General features: G+C 68.0%; 20 protein-coding genes. 6 read left to right on the forward strand and 14 right to left on the reverse strand.

The annotated features are described in order from the left end of the window. The coding region (locus VFG33_RS00725; RefSeq protein WP_325021221.1) for a Gfo/Idh/MocA family oxidoreductase at window positions 1-490 on the reverse strand (490 nt) is incomplete at its 3' end. 195 nt (window positions 491-685) lie between these two features. Between VFG33_RS00725 and VFG33_RS00730 the strand changes: the two genes are divergently transcribed. Next, window positions 686-1,423, forward strand: coding sequence for a GntR family transcriptional regulator (locus VFG33_RS00730; protein ID WP_325021223.1), 738 nt, complete (start codon window positions 686-688; stop codon window positions 1,421-1,423). A 144-nt stretch (window positions 1,424-1,567) separates the two neighbouring features. Here the strand turns inward: VFG33_RS00730 and VFG33_RS00735 are convergent, their stop codons facing one another. From VFG33_RS00735 to VFG33_RS00770, 8 genes are all read right to left on the reverse strand, one after another. Further along, the gene (locus VFG33_RS00735) at window positions 1,568-5,521 is read right to left on the reverse strand and encodes an NAD-glutamate dehydrogenase (protein WP_325021225.1); all 3,954 of its coding nucleotides are present in this window, start codon (window positions 5,519-5,521) and stop codon (window positions 1,568-1,570) included. Between the two features lie 42 nt (window positions 5,522-5,563). Next, window positions 5,564-6,433 (reverse strand): hypothetical protein, encoded by an 870-nt coding sequence (locus tag VFG33_RS00740; RefSeq protein ID WP_325021227.1) that lies wholly within the window; start codon window positions 6,431-6,433, stop codon window positions 5,564-5,566. Window positions 6,434-6,570: 137 nt separating this feature from the next. Further along, window positions 6,571-6,831: a ferredoxin gene (locus VFG33_RS00745; protein WP_325021229.1), complete on the reverse strand. Its 261-nt coding sequence runs from the start codon at window positions 6,829-6,831 to the stop codon at window positions 6,571-6,573. Continuing rightward, the gene (locus VFG33_RS00750) at window positions 6,828-8,054 is read right to left on the reverse strand and encodes an NADH-ubiquinone oxidoreductase-F iron-sulfur binding region domain-containing protein (RefSeq protein ID WP_325021231.1); all 1,227 of its coding nucleotides are present in this window, start codon (window positions 8,052-8,054) and stop codon (window positions 6,828-6,830) included. Before VFG33_RS00750 ends, VFG33_RS00745 begins: the two co-directional genes overlap by 4 nt. Beyond that, on the reverse strand, window positions 8,051-8,623 hold the full coding sequence (locus VFG33_RS00755) for a hypothetical protein (RefSeq protein WP_325021233.1): 573 nt from the start codon (window positions 8,621-8,623) through the stop codon (window positions 8,051-8,053). The genes VFG33_RS00750 and VFG33_RS00755 overlap by 4 nt, the downstream gene beginning before the upstream one ends. Further along, the gene (locus VFG33_RS00760) at window positions 8,623-9,537 is read right to left on the reverse strand and encodes an FAD:protein FMN transferase (RefSeq protein ID WP_325021235.1); all 915 of its coding nucleotides are present in this window, start codon (window positions 9,535-9,537) and stop codon (window positions 8,623-8,625) included. Before VFG33_RS00760 ends, VFG33_RS00755 begins: the two co-directional genes overlap by 1 nt. Beyond that, a complete protein-coding gene (locus VFG33_RS00765) occupies window positions 9,534-9,848 on the reverse strand; it encodes a hypothetical protein (RefSeq protein ID WP_325021236.1) in 315 nt (104 codons plus the stop codon). The genes VFG33_RS00760 and VFG33_RS00765 overlap by 4 nt, the downstream gene beginning before the upstream one ends. A 114-nt stretch (window positions 9,849-9,962) precedes the next feature. After that, on the reverse strand, window positions 9,963-10,454 hold the full coding sequence (locus VFG33_RS00770; RefSeq protein WP_414672912.1) for a MarR family winged helix-turn-helix transcriptional regulator: 492 nt from the start codon (window positions 10,452-10,454) through the stop codon (window positions 9,963-9,965). 100 nt (window positions 10,455-10,554) lie between these two features. Between VFG33_RS00770 and VFG33_RS00775 the strand changes: the two genes are divergently transcribed. Next, on the forward strand, window positions 10,555-11,535 hold the full coding sequence (locus VFG33_RS00775) for an NmrA/HSCARG family protein (RefSeq protein ID WP_325021239.1): 981 nt from the start codon (window positions 10,555-10,557) through the stop codon (window positions 11,533-11,535). 316 nt (window positions 11,536-11,851) lie between these two features. Here VFG33_RS00775 and VFG33_RS00780 read toward each other — a convergent pair whose 3' ends face one another. Next, entirely contained in the window at window positions 11,852-12,427 is a 576-nt protein-coding gene (locus VFG33_RS00780; RefSeq protein WP_325021241.1) for a TetR/AcrR family transcriptional regulator, read from the reverse strand. A gap of 128 nt (window positions 12,428-12,555) precedes the next feature. Between VFG33_RS00780 and VFG33_RS00785 the strand changes: the two genes are divergently transcribed. Both VFG33_RS00785 and VFG33_RS00790 read left to right on the forward strand, forming a co-directional pair. Continuing rightward, window positions 12,556-13,398 (forward strand): alpha/beta fold hydrolase, encoded by an 843-nt coding sequence (locus VFG33_RS00785; RefSeq protein ID WP_325021243.1) that lies wholly within the window; start codon window positions 12,556-12,558, stop codon window positions 13,396-13,398. A gap of 210 nt (window positions 13,399-13,608) precedes the next feature. Next, window positions 13,609-15,210, forward strand: coding sequence for an FAD-dependent monooxygenase (locus tag VFG33_RS00790; protein ID WP_325021245.1), 1,602 nt, complete (start codon window positions 13,609-13,611; stop codon window positions 15,208-15,210). Between the two features lie 282 nt (window positions 15,211-15,492). Here the strand turns inward: VFG33_RS00790 and VFG33_RS00795 are convergent, their stop codons facing one another. Further along, entirely contained in the window at window positions 15,493-16,008 is a 516-nt protein-coding gene (locus VFG33_RS00795; RefSeq protein WP_325021247.1) for a MarR family winged helix-turn-helix transcriptional regulator, read from the reverse strand. Between the two features lie 182 nt (window positions 16,009-16,190). Here VFG33_RS00795 and VFG33_RS00800 point away from each other — a divergent pair, with 182 nt between their 5' ends. Next, complete coding sequence (locus tag VFG33_RS00800; protein WP_325021250.1) at window positions 16,191-17,561, forward strand: MFS transporter; 1,371 nt, start codon at window positions 16,191-16,193, stop codon at window positions 17,559-17,561. Window positions 17,562-17,880: 319 nt separating this feature from the next. Continuing rightward, the gene (locus tag VFG33_RS00805; protein ID WP_325021252.1) at window positions 17,881-18,936 is read left to right on the forward strand and encodes an alpha/beta fold hydrolase; all 1,056 of its coding nucleotides are present in this window, start codon (window positions 17,881-17,883) and stop codon (window positions 18,934-18,936) included. Window positions 18,937-19,132: 196 nt separating this feature from the next. On the opposite strand, the gene VFG33_RS00810 is transcribed toward VFG33_RS00805, so the two are convergent. From VFG33_RS00810 to VFG33_RS00820, 3 genes are all read right to left on the reverse strand, one after another. Beyond that, window positions 19,133-20,134 carry a pyridoxamine 5'-phosphate oxidase family protein gene (locus VFG33_RS00810; protein WP_325021253.1) on the reverse strand — a complete coding sequence of 334 codons (1,002 nt, stop codon included), beginning with the start codon at window positions 20,132-20,134 and terminating at the stop codon, window positions 19,133-19,135. Window positions 20,135-20,190: 56 nt separating this feature from the next. Beyond that, on the reverse strand, window positions 20,191-21,567 hold the full coding sequence (locus VFG33_RS00815) for a sensor histidine kinase (protein ID WP_325021255.1): 1,377 nt from the start codon (window positions 21,565-21,567) through the stop codon (window positions 20,191-20,193). Beyond that, window positions 21,564-22,065, reverse strand: a 502-nt coding sequence (locus VFG33_RS00820; RefSeq protein WP_325021257.1) for a winged helix-turn-helix domain-containing protein, incomplete at its 5' end; no start/stop codon positions are given. The genes VFG33_RS00815 and VFG33_RS00820, both read right to left, overlap by 4 nt.

Raw genomic sequence — 22,065 nt, forward strand, 5'->3', positions numbered from 1 at the left:
CGCCACTGGCCGGGATGTACTCCTCCGGCGGCGGGAACGCGTCGTTCGTGTTCGCCCGGATGTGGTGCACGAAGCCGAGCTCGCCACTGTGCACCTTCTGCTGGGCGGCGCGGAAACCGGCGTCGAAGCGGCGCTGGAAGCCGATGTGCACGGGAACGTCCGCGGCCTCGACCAACTCGACGACCCGATGGGTGTCGGCCAGGTCGGGGGCGACAGGCTTCTCACAGAAGGTCGGCACCCCGGCCGCGACGCCCAGGGCGATCAGGTCCGCGTGGGCCGTGGTCGCCGCGGCGATGACGAAGCCGTCGATCCCGCTGCGCAGCAACTGGTCCACGTCCGGCGCGAACTCGGCCCCGAGATCCTTGGCCACCAGCTCGGCCCGGCTCGGGTCGGCATCCGTGACCACGACCTGGTCCACGGCCGGCAAATCCTTCAGCGTCGCGGCATGGAAAGCCCCGATCCGCCCCACCCCGACCAACCCGATCCGCATCCGCTGCCCTCTCGTCGTGACCTGCCGGCGCCTTGCTGGACGCCGGTGGAAGTACGCGCGCGACCTGCCGCCGGACCGGCCGGAGGCGGTGCTGGTTCGCCTGGCCAGCTTTGCCGCCGGGACCCGCAGTGTCAATAGTTTGTTAACACATTCGCACGTCGAGACATACATACCTCCACCATGTAACATCCAGCCATGGCCGCCCTGCCGATCCAGATCGATCGGTCGAGCCCGGTGCCGCTCTACCACCAGCTCGCCGAACAGCTGATCGCTGCCATCAGCGACGGCACGCTCCGCCCGGGCGACCCGTTCGAGAACGAGGTCGCCATGTCGGACCGGCTCAGCCTGTCCCGGCCGACCGTGCGGCGGGCGATCTCCGAGCTGGTGAACAAGGGCCTGCTGGTCCGCCGCCGCGGCATCGGCACCACGGTGGCGAACCAGATGGTGCATCGCCGGGCCGAGCTGACCAGCCTGTACGACGATCTGCAGCGCGAGGGCCGCATTCCGCACACCGACGTGCTGTCACTCGTCCGCGAGACCCAGGACGATCGTGCGGCCGAGGCGCTCGGGGTCCCGCCGGGCACGCTGCTGGTGTCGATCGTCCGGCTCCGGTACGCCGGCGACCTGCCGCTCGCGATCCTGCGCAACTGGTTGCCGCCAGCAATGAACGACCTGACCGCCGACGAGCTGGAGAAGGACGGCCTGTACGCCGTACTCCGCGCCCGCGGGATCCGCCCGACGGTCGCCCGCCAGCGGATCGGCGCCCGCAACGCCACCGCCGAGGAACGCCGCACCCTGCACATGTCGAAGGCGGAACCCCTGGTCACCATGACCCGCAGCGCCTACAACGCCGACGGCTCCCCCGTCGAATTCGGCGACCACTGCTACCGAGCCGACCAATACTCCGTCGAAGTCATCGTCTCCGACCGCTAAACCCTTACGTCCGAAGAACCGAGGGGCAGGCCCTTCACCCCTTCGGACGTAACCGCTCAAGCGAGGGCGGAGAGGCGTTGCGTCCGAAGAAGTGGAGGGACGGGTCGCCAGTTCTTCGGACGTAAGCGATCAGGCGTGGAGCGATCAGGCCTGGTTTTCGAGGAGGGTGCGGACCAGGCGGAGGCCTACCGAGAGTTGGGCCAGTTCGGGGCCTTCGGTGTCGACGATTTCTTCCATCATGGTGGCTGCGCGACCTAGCGCAATCTCGTTGAGGTCCTGCCAGGCGGCGACGCGGTCCTCCGCGTCGCGGGACGCGTCCGTTGTTGCCAGCACCTGGGCGGTCAGGCGGGCGTGGACCGAGTGCAGGTCGTCACGCAATGCGGCGCGGGCCATGGTCTGCCAGCGATCGGTTCGCGGCAGGCCGATGATCCGTTCCAGGAACTTGCCGAGCTGCAGGCGCTCACCCAACGCGAAGTGGACCTTGGCGACCTCCAGTACGTCGAGGTCGTCGCGCTCGGCCGTTTCCACGATGCCGAGCCCCGCGTACGCTGGTGGGAGCACCGCGATCCGGGTGGCGAAGTCCTCCGCGACCCCCTGGTCGAGCAGTTCCTTGCGGCGCTGTTCGAACAACGCCAGCTCGCGCCCGCGCAGCACCTCGGGAAGGGCGGTGGTGAGCTTGGCGATACCGGGTGAGAAGAAGTCGACCAGTTCCGCGATGTCCAGCGGGGGACGCCGGTTGCTGACCAGCCAGCGGGTCGCGCGCTCGACCAGGGTCCGGGTCTCCAGCCGCATCTGGGTCTGTGTCTCGGCGTCGACGATGTTGTCGAGATCCGCGTTGCGGGCCAGCAGGTCCGGCTGGCCGAAGATCCGGCTGGCCGCGAGGTTCGCCCGGACGACGTCCTCCGCCGTACCGCCGGTCTCCAGCGAGAGCCGGTGGTACGCCGTGATCCCGGACGAGTTGACGAACTCGTTCACCACCTGGGTGGTGATGATTTCGCGACGCAACTGGTGGGACTCCATCGGCTCGGCGAACCGTTCCTGGATCACCCGCGGGAAGTAGCTGGCCAGCTTCCAGGCCAGGTACTCGTCGTCCGGCAGCGAGGTCTTCAGCAGCTCTGCCTCGAGGACGATCTTGGTGTAGGCGATCAGCACCGACAACTCCGGCGAGGTCAGCCCGCGGCCGTCCGCCTTGCGCCGCCGGATCTCCTGCACGCTCGGCAGGAACTCCAGCTCCCGGTCCAGCAGCCCCTGCCGCTCCAGCCGGCGGATCCAATCGGCGTGCACGTGGAGCAGCGCCGGCGCCTGGGCGGTCGCGTTCGCGAGCCCGATGTTCTGCCGGTAGTTGCTCTTCAGCACCAGGGCGGCGACCTCGTCCGTCATCGAGGCGATCACGTCGTTGCGCTGCTTCGGGGTCAGGTCGCCGGCCGCGACCACCTTGTCCAGCAGGATCTTGATGTTCACCTCGTGGTCGGAGGTATCCACCCCGGCCACGTTGTCGATGAAGTCGGTGTTGATCCGGCCGCCCTTGAGGGCGTACTCGATCCGGCCCAGCTGGGTGAAGCCCAGGTTGCCGCCCTCGCCGACCACCTTCGCCTGCAGATCCTTGCCGTTGATCCGGATCGCGTCGTTCGCCTTGTCGCCGACGTCGGCGTGCGTCTCCGCGGCCGCCTTCACGTAGGTGCCGATGCCGCCGTTCCAGAACAGGTCGACCTGCGCCTTCACGATCGCCTGCATCAGCTCGGCCGGGGTCAGCGTCGACGGGTTGCCCTCGATGCCGAGCGCCGCCCGGACCTCCGCGGAGATCGGGATCGCCTTGTCGGTCCGCGGGTAGACCCCGCCGCCTTCGGAAATCAGCGCGGTGTCGTAGTCCGCCCACGACGACCGGGGCAGCTCGAACAACCGCCGCCGCTCGGCGAAGGAGACAGCCGCATCGGGCGTGGGATCCAGGAAGATGTGCCGGTGGTCGAAGGCCGCGACCAGCCGGATGTGCTCCGACAGCAGCATTCCGTTGCCGAAGACATCTCCCGACATGTCGCCGACACCGACGACAGTGAAGTCCTCGTTCTGGCAGTCGTGGCCCATCTCGCGGAAGTGCCGCTTGACCGACTCCCACGCGCCGCGCGCGGTGATGCCCATCGCCTTGTGGTCGTAGCCGACCGAACCACCCGACGCGAACGCGTCACCGAGCCAGAATCCGTAGTCCTTGGCGACCCCGTTCGCGAGGTCGGAGAAGGTCGCGGTGCCCTTGTCGGCGGCAACCACCAGGTACGCGTCGTCCCCGTCGTACCGGACGACGTTGCTCGGGGCAACGATGGATCCGCCGACGATGTTGTCGGTGATGTCCAGCAGACCCGAGATGAAGGTCTTGTACGACGCGACGCCCTCCGCCAGCCAGGCATCCCGGTCGACCAGCGGATCCGGCAGTTGCTTGGCGTAGAACCCGCCCTTCGCGCCGACCGGCACGATCACCGAGTTCTTCACCATCTGCGCCTTCACCAGGCCCAGCACCTCGGTCCGGAAGTCCTCCCGCCGGTCCGACCAGCGCAGACCGCCGCGGGCGACCGCGCCGAACCGCAGGTGCACACCCTCGAGCCTCGGCGAGTAGACGAAGATCTCGTACGCCGGGCGCGGCTGCGGCAGGTCCGGAATGGCCTTCGGCTCGAGCTTCAACGAGATGTACCCGCGAGGCTGTCCGTCCGGCAACGGCTGGAAGTAGTTCGTCCGCAGGGTCGCCTTGATCACGGTCAGGTAGGACCGCAGGATCCTGTCCTCGTCCAGGCTCTTCACCGTGTCCAGCGCGGCGACGATCTCCTTCTCCAGCTGGTCCACCGCGTTCACCCGGTCCGGGTCGTCGGCGGCACCGCGGGCCGGGTCGAAGCTGGTCTCGAACAGCTGGACCAGCAGCCCCGCCACATCCACGTGGTGCAGGAAGGTGTTCTCGATGTAGTCCTGGCTGAACGGCGTGCCGCCCTGCCGGATGTACTTCTGGTAGGCGCGCAGGATCGACACCTGCCGCCAGCTGAGACTGCCGCGGATCACCAGCGCGTTCAGCTTGTCTGACTCCGCCCGGCCTTCCCAGACGGCCCGGAAGGTCTCGGAGAAGAGGGTGCGCAACTCCTCGCGCTCCTCGTAGTCGCTGGGCGCGCGCAGCCCGAAGTCATAGATGTACGCCGTGCCACCGGGCCGGCGGAGCTCGTACGGGCGCTCGTCGATCACCTCGACACCCATGTGCGTCAGGAGAGGCAGCACCTGCGACAACGACAGCGCAGTACCGGTGCGGTAGACCTTGAAGCGGCGCTCGCCCGGCCATTCCTCGTCGATCGGGCTGTAGAGCGACATGGCCAGGCCGTCCTCGGCAGGGAGGCCGTCGAGGATCATCACGTCCTTCACCGCGACCCTGGCGTCGAAGTCCTCCTTGTAGGCCTCCGGGAAAGCGCCCGCGTACTGGCTGCTCAACCTGGTGACCGCGCCATCGCCACCTTGGGCGTGCAGCGCGGCGTTGAAGTCGTCCTGCCAGGCCCGGGTCGCCTCGATCACCTTCTGCTCGAGGAGGTCGGCGTCGTAGTCGCCCACGGTCTCGCCCTGCTTCATCCGGACCACGAAGTGCACCCGGGCCAGGACGGACTCGGTCACGTGCGCCGCGTAGTCCACCGAGTCAGCACCGATGGCGTCCTTGAGGATCTGCTGCATCTTCAGCCGGACAGCGGTGGTGTAGCGGTCGCGCGGCAGGTAGACCAGGCACGACAGGTAGCGGTTGTAGACGTCGCGGCGGACGAACAGCTTGACCGCACGCCGCTCCTGGAGATGCAGCACGGTCTGCACGATCGGCAGCAGGTCCTCCACCGGCGCCTGCAGCAGCTCGTCGCGCGGGTAGGTCTCCAGGACATCAAGCAGACCCTTGCCGCTGTGGCTGTTCGGGTCGAAGCCGGTCAGGCGGAACAACTCCAGCGCCTTGCGCCGGAGTACCGGCACCTGCATGACGCTCTCGGTGTAAGCCGTCGACGAGAGCAGGCCGATGAACCTGAGCTCGCTGACGGGCTCGCCGTCGGAGTCGAACTGCTTGATGCCGACATAGTCCAGGTACGACGAGCGGTGCACCGTGGAGCGCGAGTTCGCCTTGGTCAGGATCAGCAGCTTCTTCTACCGGGCCTTGGCGCTCACCTCCGGCGGCAGCAGCCCGGCGTTCGCGTCCTGGTTCGGGTCCGGGCGGAGGATGCCGAGCCCGGTGCCGGGGACACCGCGCAGGACGCCGCGGTCGCCGCGCATGGTGAACGCGTACTCGCGGTAGCCGAGAAAGGTGAAGTGCTCGTCGGCGAGCCACTCCAGCAGCTCCCGGGCGTCCTCGACCTCGCTCTCGCTCACCGGCAGCTTGGACGGGTCCAGGCCCTCGGCGATGTTGACCGCCTTCTCGTGCATCTTCGGCCAGTCCTCGACCGCCTCGCGCACGTCGCCCAGCACCCGCTGCAGCGCCCGCTCCAGCTCCCGGTGCTCGGTCGGATCGGCGATCCGCTCGATCTCCAGGTGCATCCAGCTCTCTTTGACCAGATCGTGCTCGTCCGCGGTGGCCGCGTCGTCGAGCACCTCCTGCAGGGTGCCGGCGACATCACGCCGGACCACGAACTGCGGGTGCACCAGCAGCTGGAGCTCCAGGCCGTGGTCGGTGATCACCATCGCCGCGCTGTCGACCAGGAAGGGCATGTCGTCGACGACGATTTCCACGACCGTCCGGCCGTTGGCGGACCAGCCGTGCTCCTCGAGTGTCGGGGTGAAGACGTGCACCTTGGCCGTCCCCTGGGGGCGGACCATCGCGGACTTGTAGTGATGCTTGGCAGCCCCCAGACAGTCCGTCGGCTGCCGCTCGGCCACGTCCTCGGCCGCGACGTAGCGGTAATACCGCTCCAGGAAGCTCTTCAGCTTCCCGGCGTCCACTGATCGGTCGTGACCATGCGTTCCAGCGGCCACTGCCTTGGCGAGAACATCCGCCTTCTGGACGTCCAGCTTGCTCTGCATTCCCCACCGTCTCCACGTGACTGCGACGCTTCTCCGCGCCGGGTCGCACGCCTTTGTGCGCCTCCTCAGAGATTAGTCCACTTCTGTCACTGGTGTGATGGTGGGACGGTCCTTTCCGATGGCTGGTGAATCACTTTTCACTGCTCCGTCAGGCGGAGGGCGAGGGCCGGACAGGCCAGTACTGCGCGGCGCGCGTTCGTCAGCTCACCGGGGGTGATCGGGCGGCCCCGAAGGACCGGGAAGCCCCACTCGTCGAGCACCAACTCGTCCGCCAGCAGGGTCGCGCAGAGCCCGTGCCCGTCGCACCGGGTCCAGTCGATCTCCAGCTTGTGCACCTGCTCTACCTCCTCTTTCCATGCCTCGTTCACCGCGACGGCGCTGTGTCGGCCCGCGCTCACCGGATACCACCCGGGACCGGCAGCAGGCCCCGTACTGCGCGGCCGCAGCCGCCGGCGAGGTGTTGCCGGACGTCCTCGCCGAACACCTCGAGCGCACTCGCCAGGAACCGGGCCGATCCGTCGGGGTGAGCGCAGGCCCCCCGCCCGGGAACCAGGCCGAGGTGCCGCTGGGCGTCGTGCCAGCCGGCGGGATCACCGCTCAGCAGCCGGCTGAAGTCGTCGACCAGCGCGCCGAGCCCGAACAGGCACGGCCCACACTGACCGGCCGACTGGCTCGCCAGCCATTGAGCGACCCGGTGGACCTCTCCGAGCGGGCAGCTGTCAGCGGTCAGCGCTAGGACGATCCCGGCACCGACAGGGACCTCAGGACGGCTCAGTTTGATGCCGTCAGGCCTGGGGAGCCACTGGCCGTGGTACCCACCGATCAGGACCGGCCCGTCGGTCGGCGCACCGGCGTACTGCAGGACTGTCTCGAGCGGGATGCCGGTCGGCGCCTCGATCACCCCGGGGCGCTGGACCGCGCCGTCCACGGTCAGCAACTGGGTGCCGGGTTCGCTGATCAGGCCGGTGCTGCTGAACTGATGGGAGCCGAGCCTGGCCAGTACTGCGAGCTGAGCGAAGGTCTCCACATTCGACAGGAAGGTCGGGCGCTTGTGGTACCCCTTCCTCGTCGGCAGCACTCTTCGCCCAGGCGGAACCGCCGGACCGCCCTCGAGCACGCTGAGCACGGCCCGTGCCTCGCCGGCCACGAACCGCCCGGGAGTGTCGGTCACCTCGATCCGGAGGTGATCCTGGCGCTCCTGGATCGCGGCTCGGATCGACGTAGCGGCTGCGCCGTCGTGAACGGCGATGAGGACCTGCGGCGCGTTCAGCGCCTTGGCCAGGCCGACTGCCCCGTCCAGTACCAAGTGCGGTGCCATGGTGAGGAGTAGTCGGTCCTTGCGGCTCACTGGCTCGCTCTCGGAGCCGTTGACCACTACTGCCTCGATCCCCCGCTGTGGGAGATCGGCAAGCTTGAGGGCGACCGGGAAAGCCGCACCGCCCCGGCCTCGAAGTCCTACAGCGGTCGTCAGGTCGGCGTAGTCCGCGCGGGTCAGTTCTGGTGCCGCACCGTGAGTCCAGAGGTGTCGTTGGAGGTCGGCTCGGCCTTCCCTGAGCCCGGCCAGGAGCCGAGGCTCTCCGATCACCCGCAACTGTAGTGGGGTCTCCTGCAGGATGGTCATGAGCTTCTCCCGGCACGTGCGAGGTTGAGCCGTGTATTGGACCGAGCGGTGCGGCTCTTCAGGCGTACGCCGACGGCGATCGCTACTGAGGCCAGGCAGACCAGATCGATGGCCAGCATCCAAGGCGTGCTTCTGTCGGTGCCGGCCAGCAGGCCGTGTCCGACGGACAGCAACCAGCCGACGGATCCGGCGATGTGCAGGACTCGCCAGCGCTTGGTGGCGGCCGCGGATCGGGCCAGACGTCCTCTGGCGGCTCCGATGAGTGCGGTGAAGACGAGGCAATAGAGAGCCACGACTCCGACGGTTACCGCGAACGGGCGATAGCCAGAGGTGAACGGCAGGATCAGGACCGAGGTACTGACATTGGCGTAGCTGTCGGCGATCACAGCGATGACGTGCACGATCAGCAGCGCCAGGCCTGTGGCAGCAGCTGATCGGTGAACGTATTGGAACCAGAAACGCCGCTCTGGTTTGTTTCCGCCGGCAGCGAGGATGCCGAGAGTGGTTGCGACCGTGAACAGGACCATCGCCATCACCCCGGCTGCCCGGGCCAGGTACCACAGCGTCATCAGGCAACCCTGCTTGCCGCGGGCCAGCCGGCCAGCTCAGTGACCTCGCCGTCATCCGCCACCAGTCGCGAAGGATGCCCAGCCAGCGTGAGCCGCCCGAGGGCGGCCTCCCCGGTCGCGACCATCGCAGTACTGAAGGTGTTGGCCCGTACTGCGGTGGGCGCCCAGACCGAGGCGGTTCGCCACGGGCCGGCGGCCGGTCGGCCGGTGCGCGGGTCGATGATGTGGTGCGCATCGCCCGACGACGTGGCCCAGGTCCGCGCTGTCCGGGTGGAGGTGGTGAGGCCGCCGTGGGACAGGGTCACTGCCACGCCGGGTTCGCCCTCGCGCTCGGCCACCAGGATGTTCCAGGGCTCGGCCGGAGTACCGGCGGCCCGGAGGTCGCCGCCGATCTCCACCAGTACCGCACAACCGTGGCGCTTGCTGATGACAAGCGCTGCACGGTCGGCGGTCCAGGCCTTGGCGGTGGCGCCGAGGTCCAGGGCGGATCCCTCGGGCACGCCGATCATGGCGAGCTTGCGGTTCAGCTGCACCTTCTGCCAGCCGGGGGCCGGATCAGCGGCAGCCGTGAGGATCGCGGGTGCGCGGCGGCGGCGTACGGCCTCGATGTCCTGGTCGTAGCCGGCGGCAACTACCGCGGCTCCGACGGTCGGGTCCACCGCGCCGCCGCTGATCGAGGCCGCGACCAGGCTGACGTCGACCAGGTCGACCAGCAGGCGCGAGACCGGGACCATCGAGCCGGCCCGGGCGTTGACCGCGGACAGTTCGGAGTCGGTCCGGAACCGGCTGGCGGCCATGTCCACCCGGTCCATCAGAGCCTTCAGAGCACCACACGCGGCCCCCAGTACGGCGGGGTCGTCGACGGTGAGGCGGACCGTGCAGCTCCACGCGGTCCAGGTTCGTGCGGCGATCACGAGCCGTTGCTCCCGCCTTGGGTAGGCGCGTCCTGGGTGGAGGTACCGAGGCCGCTGCCCTGGTCGCTCTGGCTGCCCGAGCTGGAACCGCCGTCGCTGCTCGTACTGCCACTGCTCGGAGTGCTGCTGCTCGTGCTGTCGCTGCTTGCTTGGGTGTCGCCGGAGGTGGCGGGCTGGCGGGAGGTCACGATGGCCACGGCCAGGCCGGTGCCGGTGATGCCGATCACTGCGGTCGCGACGGCGCCGGTGATCGAGCGGCGGAGCCAGCGGGTGCGGTCGGGATGGGGATCGAACTCGTCAGGGGTCACCATGCCCGAAAGCTTGGCCGCGAAGCCCTCAGGCCCACGCCAAGAGACAGTCAAGCCAGGATCAAGTTCTCCTGAGACTCTCCTGAGAGCTGTCTTTCAGCTAGACCGTCCCACCGCTCAGCAGTAGCCGCGGACCTCTGGAGGGCAGTTCGTCTTCTCGTGCTTCTCGATCGTGGCGAGGACATCGTCGGACGCCTCGCCGAGGACGGTCATCCGTTCGGGACCGAGAACGTCGACGAAGAGCTCCCGGACCCGGGCCGCGTGCGCGGGCGCACAGGCCTTGATCGCCTCCAGGCCGGCGTCCGTCAGGACGATCTCCGGGTAGCGGGCGTCACAGGCCTCCTTGCGGATCAGGCCGCGCTTCTCCATCCGGCTCAGGTGGTGCGACATCCGGGACTTCTCCCACTGGGTCGCCTGACCGAGCTCGAACGCGCGCATCCGGCCGGTCTCCGACTCGGACAGGTTGACCAGGATCTCGAAATCGGACTCGGACAGCCCGTACTCGCGCTGCAGGTGCCGCGTCAGGTGTGTCTCCAGCGTGCGCCGCATCAGCAGATAGCTGCGCCAGGCCTTCTGCTCGTCGTCGTCGAGCCACGGTTCGTTTGCCACGAGACCCATCCTACCGCGTGGGGTTGACACATCAACCAAGCGAGCTACGATCAAATCGTGGGTTGACACATCAACCCAGTCGCCCTCGAAGGAGATTGAGATGACTGACAAGAAGCTGATCGCCGTAGTCGGAGCCACTGGTTCGCAGGGTGGCGGGCTGGTCCGGGCGATCCTCGCGGACCCCGAGCAGCAGTTCGCAGTACGGGCGCTGACCCGCGACCCGCAGTCCGCCAAGGCACAGGAGCTGGCGGCGGCCGGCGCCGAGGTGGTCGAGGCGGACCTGGACGACGAGACGAGCGTTCGGAAGGCGTTCGACGGGGCGTACGGCGCTTTCGTCGTGACGAACTACTGGGTGTCGCGGACCCCGGAGGAAGAGGCGGCGCGGACCCGCGCGGAGATGGAACTCGAGCAGGCGGAGAACGCGGCCCGGGCGGCCAAGGACGCCAACGTGGCGCACGTGATCTGGTCGACGCTGGAGGACACCCGGCCGCACTTCGGCGACGACGAGGGCGTGCCGAGTGTGGACGACGGGCGCTACAAAGTTCCGCACTTCGACGCCAAGGGTGAGGCGAACGAGCTGTTCACCCGGTACGGCGTCCCGACGACCTTCCTGCAGACCACCTTCTACTTCGAGGCGATGCAGCAGGGGATGGGACCGGCCCGGAACGCCGACGGCAACCTGGTCCTGACGCTGCCGATGGACGACGAACCGCTGTCCGGGATCGCGGGCGAGGACATCGGCAAGACGGCGCTGGGGATCTTCAAGCGCGGCACGGACTTCATCGGATCGACCGTGAGCATCGCCGGGGACCACCTGACGGGTGCGCAGTACGCGGAGGCTCTGACGGCGGCGCTCGGCGAAAAGGTCGTCTACAAGCCCTACACCTGGGACGAATTCCGCCGGCTCGGCTTCCCGACCGCGGTCGAGGTGGCGAACATGTTCCAGTTCTACGCGCAGGACTCGGACCGCTTCACCGGCGACCGCGACCTGGACCTGGTCCGCGAACTCAACCCGGAACTCCAGTCCTTCGCCAGCTGGCTCGCCAAGCACAAGGACGAGGTCAAGGCGGCAACCAACTGACGTTCTTCAGGCCTGAAGCGGCGGCTCGGCCCGGCAACCCGAGCCGCAATCCAAGGCCGCCGATCTGCCCACCGTTCGCATCACCAGCCACCGTTTGGCAACGTCCTACGGAGCAGGAGCCAACGCGATTCAGCGAGGTTGCGGCGTCGAGTCCCGGCGGACAGCAGAAGGCACCCGCCTGACGGTTACGCGTTTGGATGCTCTGTCTCGAACGTCCTAGCGCAGACGTGCCAGCTGTCCCCGGCGAGAGATGCCGGACCGAACAAGCGCTGCTGCGGCAACGTCCTGTCGTGCATGAGTGCGACGGCTATTCGGATCACATCCGCACCATCCCTGTGACGGTGGTGAGAGCGGCGTCGAGGACGGCTCGCGCTGCGTCCCCGGGGGGCAACGCGCGGGCGACCGTGACGGCTCCAACGATGGTGGCCACTGCGGTCCAGGCGCGCTGCTGCTGCTCTTGGGGGGTGCCCGTCATGGCGGGGGCCAGGATCGCGACGAGCTCGGTCATGCGGCGTTCGTAGGTCTCGCGGACGTGGGCGCCTGCTCGCGAAACGTCTGCGCTCAGTGAGGGCATCACACAGCCGTCGGCGACACCCTGGCAGTGGTCGTCGCTGAGGTAGATCGCGATCAGTTCCCGCAGACGCTGACCGCGCTCCGACGAGTCGGCGTCGGCGATGCCGGCGAACATCGCTCCCAGTTCCGCGCTGATCACTTCCTCCAGCAGCGCCTCCTTGGTGGCGAAGTTCGAGTAGAACCCGCCGGAGGTGACATTCGCCGACGCGGCAAGACCGTCGACGCCGATCCCGTTGAAGCCGTCCCGCTTCAGGACTCGTGAGGCGCTACGCAGGATCGCCTCCTTCGCCTTGACCTTGTGCTCCTTGGTGTACCGCATGTGTGACCTTCCTCGCTCGGCTTGGTGCCACGCCTCCAGCATAGGATAACGTTCGTTATATAGTGATCGTTATCCTATGCCGCTGGGCAAGACCGCCTGCGCGGCGTGAGTTCGGAGAGTGAAGAGAAATGGCAGTGAGCTACAAGGACGTACCGACCACGACGGTAGATGTCGGTGGAATCCCGTTCACGTACCGGCAGGTGGGCGCAGAAGGCGGTGTCCCGCTCGTACTCCTGCACCACCTGACGGCGGTGCTGGACGACTGGGACCCGGCGGTGGTCGATGGCCTCGCCTCCGAGCGGCACGTCGTCGCCTTCGACAACCGCGGCGTCGGCGGATCCGGAGGCACGACCCCGGACAGCGTCGAGGCCATGGCCGATGACGCCGTGGCGTTCCTCGAGGCTCTCGGGCTGGGCACCGTCGACCTGCTGGGCTTCTCCCTGGGTGGCATGGTCGCCCAAGTGGTCGCGCAGCAGCGTCCCGACCTCGTCCGGCGCCTCATCCTGGCCGGCACTGGCCCCGCCGGCGGCAAGGGAGGGGCGAGCGGCGCAGAGGTGCTCCAGAGCGCCATTCAGCAGGCCTCGAACCAGGGGAGGCACCCCAAGCACATCCTGTTCTTCTCGCCGACGCCCACCAGCCAGGCGGCCGCCGACGCCTTTCTCGGCCGCCTCGACGGGCGCACTCAACAGGACCGGGATACGCCGGTGTCGAACGAGACGATCGGCGCCCAGCTCACCGCGCTCGCGAAATGGGAACAGGGCACGTCACCGGCCGGCCTGGCGACCATCGCCCAGCCCGTGCTGGTCGTCAACGGCGACGAGGACATCATGCTGCCGACGATCAACTCCTTTGAGCTGGCACAGCTACTTCCCAACGCCCAGCTGAGCATCTACCCCGATTCCGGACACGGCGGCATCTTCCAGTACCACACCCTTTTCGTCCAGCAGACATTGGGATTCCTGCGCGACTGAACACCCGAGCCGGGCCGGTCCACCCGGCTCGGCACCCCGCTGTCGTACGAATTAGTCAGCCCCGCGACACATCAACGTTTGATTGGCTTGAAATGACTGACAACGTGCCGGAGAGCAGCGTTGACCTGGAGTACGCGAAGAAGGGCGGACTGCACGTCCCGAACAATGGTCGTGGTCCACGGGTTACGGGCGCTAGAGAAAGGTTGGCCAATGGCCCTGCGTGAGGTCAATGGTGGCCCGGCGGGTGCGCGCAGGAGGAGTTCTGGAGGGCGGGTGCTCGTCGTGGGGGCCGGCCCGGTCGGGCTGGTCGCCGCGATCGAGCTGGCGCGCCGAGGTGTAGACGTCCGTCTTGTTGACAAATCTGGGGGCCCTTCCCCGGGCTCTCGGGGGAAGGGGCTGCAACCTCGCAGCATCGAGGTCTTCGACGACCTGGGAGTTGCTGGGCGCATTGTGGCTACGAGCCGTTCTCGGCTGGCCATCCGGAAGTACCGGGATCGGGCGGTCCTGGGAACGAGTGACGTGGTCCCCGACGCGCCGGAACCCACAGCGTCTACCCCGTACCCGCGCACCGTACCGATTCCCCAGTGGCGCGTGGAGGAGATTCTCCGCGAGAGGCTGGGCGAACTGGGTGGGACGGTCGAGTACGGGACGGAACTGGCCGGCCTGAAGCAGGACAGCGACGGCGTGCACGCCTCCCTGCAAACCGCGAGCGGGTCCGAGAGCGACTCGTTCTCTTATGCCATTGGTTGTGACGGGGCGTCCAGCACCGTACGCAAGCTGCTGGAGATCGGGTTTCTGGGGCAGACCGACGAGACGGTCCGGATGCTGACCGCCGATGTCGAGGTGAGCGGCCTCGACCGTGACTTCTGGCACTGGTGGCCCAGCGCCGACGGAAAACTGCTGGCACTGTGCCCGCTGGCGGCTACCGACACCTTCCAGCTCCAGGTCGGCGTGGCACCTGACACTGCGGGAGAGCTGCCGCTCGCACAGATCCAGGCCCTGGTCCAGGAACGCAGCGGGCGCACCGACATCCGCGTACGCCGCGTCGAATGGCAGTCCATCTGGCGCTTCAACGTGCGGATGGTGGACCGATACCGCACAGGACGGGTGTTTCTGGCCGGCGATTCCGCCCACGTCCACTCGCCGGCAGGTGGGCTCGGAATGAATACCGGAATCCAGGATGCCTACAACCTCGGCTGGAAAATCGCGCACGTCCTTCGCGGCGCACCCGCCGGATTGCTCGACACCTACGAGCAGGAGCGACTCCCGATCGCCGCCGACGTCCTGAACCTCTCCTCCAAGCTCATCGCCGGACGCATCAAGGGAGTCGCACCAGGTGACCGACAGGGCTCCGACACCCTGCAGCTCAACGTGCACTACCCCGTCAGTGAGCTCAACGGCTCCCGCCGAGGCGAGCAGACGATGGTTCAGGCAGGCGACCGCGCGCCCGACTCACTGCTGCAAGGGCCGGACGGGAGTGCGGTTCGACTCTTCGACCTGCTCCGCGGACCCCACACGAGTGCACTCGCCTTCGGGCCACGCAGCTTCAAGGTCGCGGATGCTCTCGCCGAACACTTCCGCGACCACCTGAAGTCGTTCCCGCTCCTCCCGGCCGCAGTACCCACTACCGGACCTAACAGGACCCAATTCACCGACAACGAGGGCCACACCCACCAGAACTACAGCATCAACGGCGACACCCTGCTCATCATCCGACCGGACGGATACGTAGGCCTGCGTGCCGCCGACCCGGACGAAGCCGAGATCTTCCAGTACCTCAGCCAATTCCTCCCCACGCACCAGGCCAACTGAATCGCCCCGGGTCACAAAGCCAGCCATCGTCCGGCTGGGCCAGTGCGACAAACATGTCTCGGTTGGCTATGTCGTACGGGTCAGGGCCAGAACCCTTGACCGGACATCCGCGGGAACCTGCTCACGAGGCCCGCCGGGCTGCTGAGCAGCCTTGCCCGGTTACGCCGGGCGTCGGCTCGTGGCGGCGTCGCTCCACCACCCCGGACAAGCGAACCCCATTCGCGACCAAGCGATAGACGACCGCGCCAGCCCCGTTGTCAGGCCTTGACGCTCCCGTGGGCTTCAGGCGTGGGGGTCTGGTCCTTCGATGGCGAGTAGCAGTTCACGCAGGTCGCCGGACAGCCGCCGTTGTAGTGCGGGGTCGATGGCGGCGAAGACTTCCTGTTCTGCGACGTCGTTGGCCTCGACCGCTTGGTGCTGGCGTTCGAGGCCACTGGGGGTGAGCGTCACGAGAACCTGACGGCGGTCAGCGGGGTCGACGTCGCGTCGTACGTAGCCGTTGCGCTCGAGGCGTCCGACGCGGTTGGTGATCGCGCCGGAGGTGAGCTGGGCCACGTCCAGCAGTTCGCCGACGGTCAGCGTGCCGCCCGCGCGGCGCAGTCCACTGAGGATCTCCAGCTCCCAGAGCTCCATGCCCAGCGGGGCTAGCCGCCGGCGTACCTCGGTGTCCAACTTGCGGGCGGCCCGCCGCAGCCGCCAGGCGATCGCCTTCGCGGAGGCATCACGCTCGGGCTCAAGCGTGGCGAGGAACGCCAGCATCGAGTCGACCCGGTCGCGTCGAGCGCTTGCTGTGGCCATGCCCGCAAATATACCAGCTTGAAGAATCTCAACGTCGTGATAAATTTATCTTCACGTTCAGATAATGAAGGCGAAGGGATCTAACTGTGGCGACGAACGCACGTCGAGCGGGACGAATCACCCCCGCGCACTCGCAGCGGCAAGGCGGAGAGGCTGGCGCTCCCAGCACGCGGACCGTTGCGTTGACCATCACGCTGGCCGTTCTGGGGGTGTTCGTGACGTATGTGCCGATCACGGCGGTCAGCGATTCGCTGACCACGATCGGCGCCTCGACCGGCGCATCGACGGCTGACCTCCAGTGGATCAGTGACAGCTACATCCTTCCGATGGCGGCGATGATTCTTTCGGCTGGTGTCTTCGGGGATCTTCATGGCCGCCGCCGCGTCTATCTCATCGGCATGGCACTGACCGTGCTCGGCACGGTGATCGCCGCGGTCGCCGGCACGCTGAGCGGCATGTCCGCACTTCATCTGCTGTGGACCGGTCAGGCCGTCACTGGCGCCGGCGCCGGTCTGCTGCTGCCGACCACGCTCGCGCTGATCGCCCACGCGGTACCCGATCTGCGGGCCCGTGCGCGCTACGTCGCGCTGTGGGCGACCGGACTCGTGCTCGGCATCGCCGTCGGACCGCTGATCTCGGGGACCATCCTCCGGTACGCCGGATGGGGCTGGGTCTTCGTACCCAACGCGGGGCTCGCCCTCGTCGCCGGTGTCCTCGCCGCATTGCGCCTAGCGGAATCAAAGGCGCCGGACGGCCGCCACCTGGACTGGCCCGGCCAGATCACCGCGACGATCGCGATCGCCGCCAGCATCTTCGGTGTGATCGAGGGCGGCCAGTCCGGTTGGAGCTCGGCTCAGGCCGTTATCGGGTTGGCCGTGGGCGCTGTCGCGCTCGCCGCGTTCCTGCGTGTCGAGGCACGCTCGAGCTCACCGCTGTTGAACCTGTCCCTGTTCCGGTCGCCCGCCTTCAGCGCCGCCGGCTTCTCCGCACTGATCGCTCTCTTCGCGCTCGTCGGAACAATCTTCCTGCTCAGCCTCTATTTCGGTGCCGGGCAGCACCTATCACCACTTGCCATCGGTGTGCGACTGCTGTTCATCAACGGCGTCACCGCCGTGGCGAACCCGCTGGTCGGACGGCTGCTGACCCGCTGGCCACCGGTCGCGCTCCTGGCCGTCGGGCTCGGGCTGGGCGCGGTGGCGATGTTCCTGCTGACCGGGATTCAAGCCGACACCTCGATCGGCGCCGCCGCGTGGCGGCTCGCCATCCTCGGCGTCGCCGACGCATTCATGCTCAGCGCCGTCGCGGTCGCCGCGATCAACGCCGTCCCGCATCGCCTCGCCGGCATGGCGGCAGCCGTCAACACCGCCCTGCGCCAGTACGGCGCCGTCCTCGGTCCCGCCGTCCTCGGCGTGATCCTCACCAGCCGGATCGCGGGCGGCGCCAGCATGTCCTCCGCACTGCACACCGCGCTCATCGTCAACGGCGTACTCCTGGTCATCGCCGCCATCGTCTGCGCAACAACGGTGCGCCTGGGACGCAACACCACAAGCTGAGCACCGAATCATTCACGGCACTGCTCGCAGTCCTGCCTTTTGACGCCAATTGCCCAGGAGAAGCCACAGAGAAGCGTTCCTGCGCCGACCTCACGAAACGGCAGCCGCGAGTGGCACGGAAATGTCCAGCACGGTGCCGGAACCGTCACCGTGACGAACACAGTCAGGACAGGAGATCCCCCATGGCAGACCACCCGACGGATGGCGCCGCGCCAGTCATCTGCCCCAAGCGAGGGGAAGCCCCCGCATTCGCAACGTCGCAACCGTCCCTAGCCAGCAATGCAGTCGTCACCTGGCACCAACACGGAAAGGCAGATCAATGAAACTCGCCCGCGCCGCGCACCTGATAAGCGTGCGTGCATTCGTCATCGTCATCGCGGCGGCCGCCGGTATCGCCGGGCTGCTCATCACGGCCGGACCGGGGGCGTCCGCCCACACCGGATCCGCTCACGCCCGATCCGCCCCGGGCGACGCTGCCGTTGCGGCCCAGCGCGCCTGCGCACTCAACCCGGCACCCCCGTCCGGATTCGTCGAGCGCAAAGTCAACGTCAACGGCATCGGCATCAACTACGTGCGCGGCGGCCACGGGCCTACCCTGCTCCTGCTGCACGGCTACCCGCAGACCTGGTACACGTGGGACCACATCCTGCCCGCGCTCGCCCGGCACTACACGGTCGTCGCGCCCGACCTGCCCGGTGCCGGGCTGAGCGATGCTCCCGCCTCCGCCGCCGCCTATACGAAGAAGGCCATGGCCGCCGACATCTACGCGCTCATGGTCAAGCTCGGCCTCAGCCACGACATCAGGATCGTCGGCCACGACATCGGCACGACGGTCGCCTATCCCTACGCCGCCGCCCATCGCGATGACGTCGTGAAACTCGTGCTCAGCGAGGCCCCGATCCCGGACCCGACCATCTACACCTTTCCCTCGCTGACTCCGAACGGCCCCGGCCTGTGGTGGTTCGGCCTGTTCGCCGAGAAGGACGGCCTGGCCGAGGCGTTGATGGCCGGCCGGGAGCAGCAGTGGGTGACCGGCTTCATGCCGACGAGCGAGGTGGTCAAGGGCGCCGTCACAGCATGCGACATGAAAATCTACGCCCACTTCCTCGCGCAACCCGGACACTTGCGGGCAAGCATCGCGTGGTTCGCCACCCTGCCGCAGGACGTCAAGAACGACGCCATCTACCAGAAGACCAAGCTCAGGATGCCGGTCCTTGCCATCGGCGCCTCGGCCAACCTGGGCAGCCGTGAGGCCACCTGGGTCCGCGGGTACGCCACCAACGTGACGGGGGTGGTCATCCCGGACTCCGGGCACTGGCTCTACCAAGAACACCCCGCCGAGCTCACCAGGATCCTCCTGCAGTTCCTCGGATAACCGGCGCTCGGGCGGCTGCCGCTGCGACCAACGGCAGCCGCCCGTCGAGAACCACGGCTGAAATGCACGCCCTATTAGAGGAACGACATGGACTTCCGGACTGGCCGGGCCGCGGCTGGATCGCGACACGCTCGGCGCCAGTCCGCCGGTCGGAGTGGCATGCCCTCGGTTGTGTCGCAGCTGTTGAGTCGCGTCATCAGGCCCGCAAGTGGTCGCGGCTGGCGTGCACGACATGTAGTTGCGGGTGTTCTTGGGAAACCTTCCTTCCGTACGCCCTCGCCATGTCGGCCATGCGGCCCGATCGGGTGACCACACTCTGCCGGGGCCAGGGCTCGGACGGCAGGTCAGCCTCAGCGGCCGTGACAGCCGATTCGAAATGGTCGAGATGGATGTGCATCGAAGCCATCAGCGGCACGATTCCATGCTCGACGGAGAAGGGTCCGGAACGCACCTGGAGAATCTGGTCGTCGCCGAGCTCGAACCGCAACCCGAACTCCGGCGGCAAGATCGGATTGTTCGTCGTCCACCGGAAGCCGAAAGTGCGCAACGGTTCGAGTTCGGTGACCTTGCCCAGCGCAACTGCGTTCACCTCGAAGTTGAGGTTGGCAGAGATCGTTGCGCCCAGCTTCAGCGCAGGCAGGTAGGTGACCGCATGTTCCCACATCACCAGCCGACGTGGCTCAGTCAGCGCGGCCCACACCCGCTCAGGCGCGTGGTCGACCTTCCGGCTGAACTCGATCCAGTAATCTTCGCCATCCTTGACCACAGTCCCGTCAAGGACGACATCGGGCCGTTCGCCGTTGCCGTCGGCATCAGGGCGCGCGTTGCCCAGTTGACCTGTCTGGGGCCCCATCCGCCCAGGCGTGAACACCTTGTAGTTCACCTTGATCGGCTTGATGCGGACCTGGATCACGGTGACCCCCGGCGGGACCTTACCCACTCCTCCCGGCAAGCCGTACTTCTCCGCCTGCTTCCTGAAGATGTCACCGATGTCCTCACCGGAACACTCGCGCAGCGAAGCGATACCCCGAACCTCGACGTAGCGCTTCGAATCGTCCGGGTCGACGACGAGCACGGTGATGCGCGGGTCGGCCCGTAAGTTCTTCACCCGCTGCATTCGCGGCGCGGTGTGCGCGACCAGTTCGTCACCGTCGACCATCACGCCGGCCACGGTTGCCTGCGGACTACCGTCCGGCATCAGCGTGGTGAAGATCGCGTTCCCTGGCTTGCCGAGCAGTTCGATGACCTCGGGTGTCAGCTGCCGGGGGCGGCGAGGGTCAGGTGGATGGAGGAGCCGGTGGGGAGGTTCGGGTGGATGGTGAGGCGGCCGCCGGCGGCCTCGGCGCAGCGGCGGGCGATGTCCAGGCCGAGGCCGGTCGAACCGCGATCGCTGCGGCCGCGTTCACCGGCCCCCAGCGGGATCCCTGGCCCCTCGTCGGCGACCACGATCCGTACTCCGGTCCCGGCGCCGACCTGTTCCCTGGTGAGGATGATCCGCGCCGGCGTTCCGTCGGGAGTGTGCGCGACCACGTTCTCCACCAGGGCATCCAGTGCCGCCGCGAGATCCTCGGCCGACGACCGGACCTCGGCCGGCGGGGTCGGCAGGTCGAGGATGAGTTCCCGGCCCTGGTCCTCGAACAACGGTTCCCAGAAGGCGGCCCGACGGCGAGTCACCTCGACCGCGTCGCAGCGCGGTACCCGGCCCTCGCGTTGCGGCCGGCGAGCAGCCTTGATCACCGCGGTCAGGGTGCGCTCGAGGCTGTTCACCTGGGTGTTGAGTTCCTCCGCCCGATCGCGGTCCGGCAGTGCCTCGACCTGCAGGCGTAATGCGGTCAGCGGGGTTCGGAGTTGGTGGGAGAGGTCGGCGACCGCCTCGCGTTCGACCGCGATCACCTCGTCGATGCGATCCGCGAGACCGTTGAGTGCGGCACCTACTTTCGCCACCTCCGCGGGACCACTCGTCGGGGCGCGCGCTTCGGTATCACCCTTGGCCAGGCGCTCCGCGGTACGGGCTGTTTCTTCCAGTGGGCGGGCGAGTCGGCGGGAGACCAGTTCCGCGCCGAGGATGCTGAGCAGGAGAACCAGGACGCTGCCGGCGGCCAGGATCGCCAGGCGCGATACCAGGCCGTCGTACAGTTCACCGCCGGTGAGGAAGAGACAGACGGAGGCCGGCCCCGCCTTGGTGTCGACGTCGACCTCAGCCGCCTTCCCGCCGCCGACGCTGCGGAACGATGCGTCCGAGACCTTGGGCGGACCGTCGTGGTCGCCGTCCTCGCTCTTGTCGTCGATCCCGGTGGGGACCGGCTTCGGCTCGGTGACGCCGCCGGGCGGCGGATCGCCGACCGTCCTGCCGTCGGTGAACTTCACCGAGATCCTGCCCGGGCCGTCGCTGCCGACGCTGTCGATGTACGCCTGGATCTCGGCGTCGGTGTGGTAGCGGTCGCCGACGTAGTACGCGACGTTCTCGGCGCGGAGGCGAGCCTTGTCCATGGCGTCGTTCAGCGCGGCCTGCCGGAGCAGCAGCGTCAGCGGCACCGCGAACGCGAGCACAACCAGAGTGGTCATCCCCACGGACAACAGCAGCATCCGGCGCCGCATGCTCGTGCCCCCGGCGGCCGAGCCCGTGGTCACGGCTGCGCCCCTGACGCCGGCCGCGCCGCCTCCGGCTGCGCCGCTGGGCCGGGCGGAACCGCTGACCCTGGCTGAGCCGCTGGTCCGGGCTGAACCGCCGGCCCGGGCTGAACCGCCGGCCCGGGCTGAGCCGCCGGCCCGGGCTGAGCCGCTGGTCCGGGCTGAACGGCCGGCCCGGGCTGAGCTGCTGGGTTGGCTGGGGCGAGTTTGATGCCTACGCCGCGGACGCTGTGGAGGAAGCGGGGTTCGGCGGCGGTCTCGCCGAGTTTGCGGCGCAACCAGGAGAGGTGGACGTCGACTGTGCGATCGCCGCCGCCCCACGGCAGGCCCCACACGTCGGCGAGCAATTCCCGTTTGCTGACCACCGCGCCGGCCCGGCGCGACAACACCAGCAGCAGGTCGAACTCCTTGCGGGTCAGCTCGACCGGTACGCCGTCGACCGTGACCTCGCGGCTCCGCGGGTCGATCTCGAGACCACCAAGACTGACGACCTCGCTC

Source organism: Kribbella sp., assembly GCF_035687465.1.
Lineage (GTDB): Bacteria > Actinomycetota > Actinomycetes > Propionibacteriales > Kribbellaceae > Kribbella.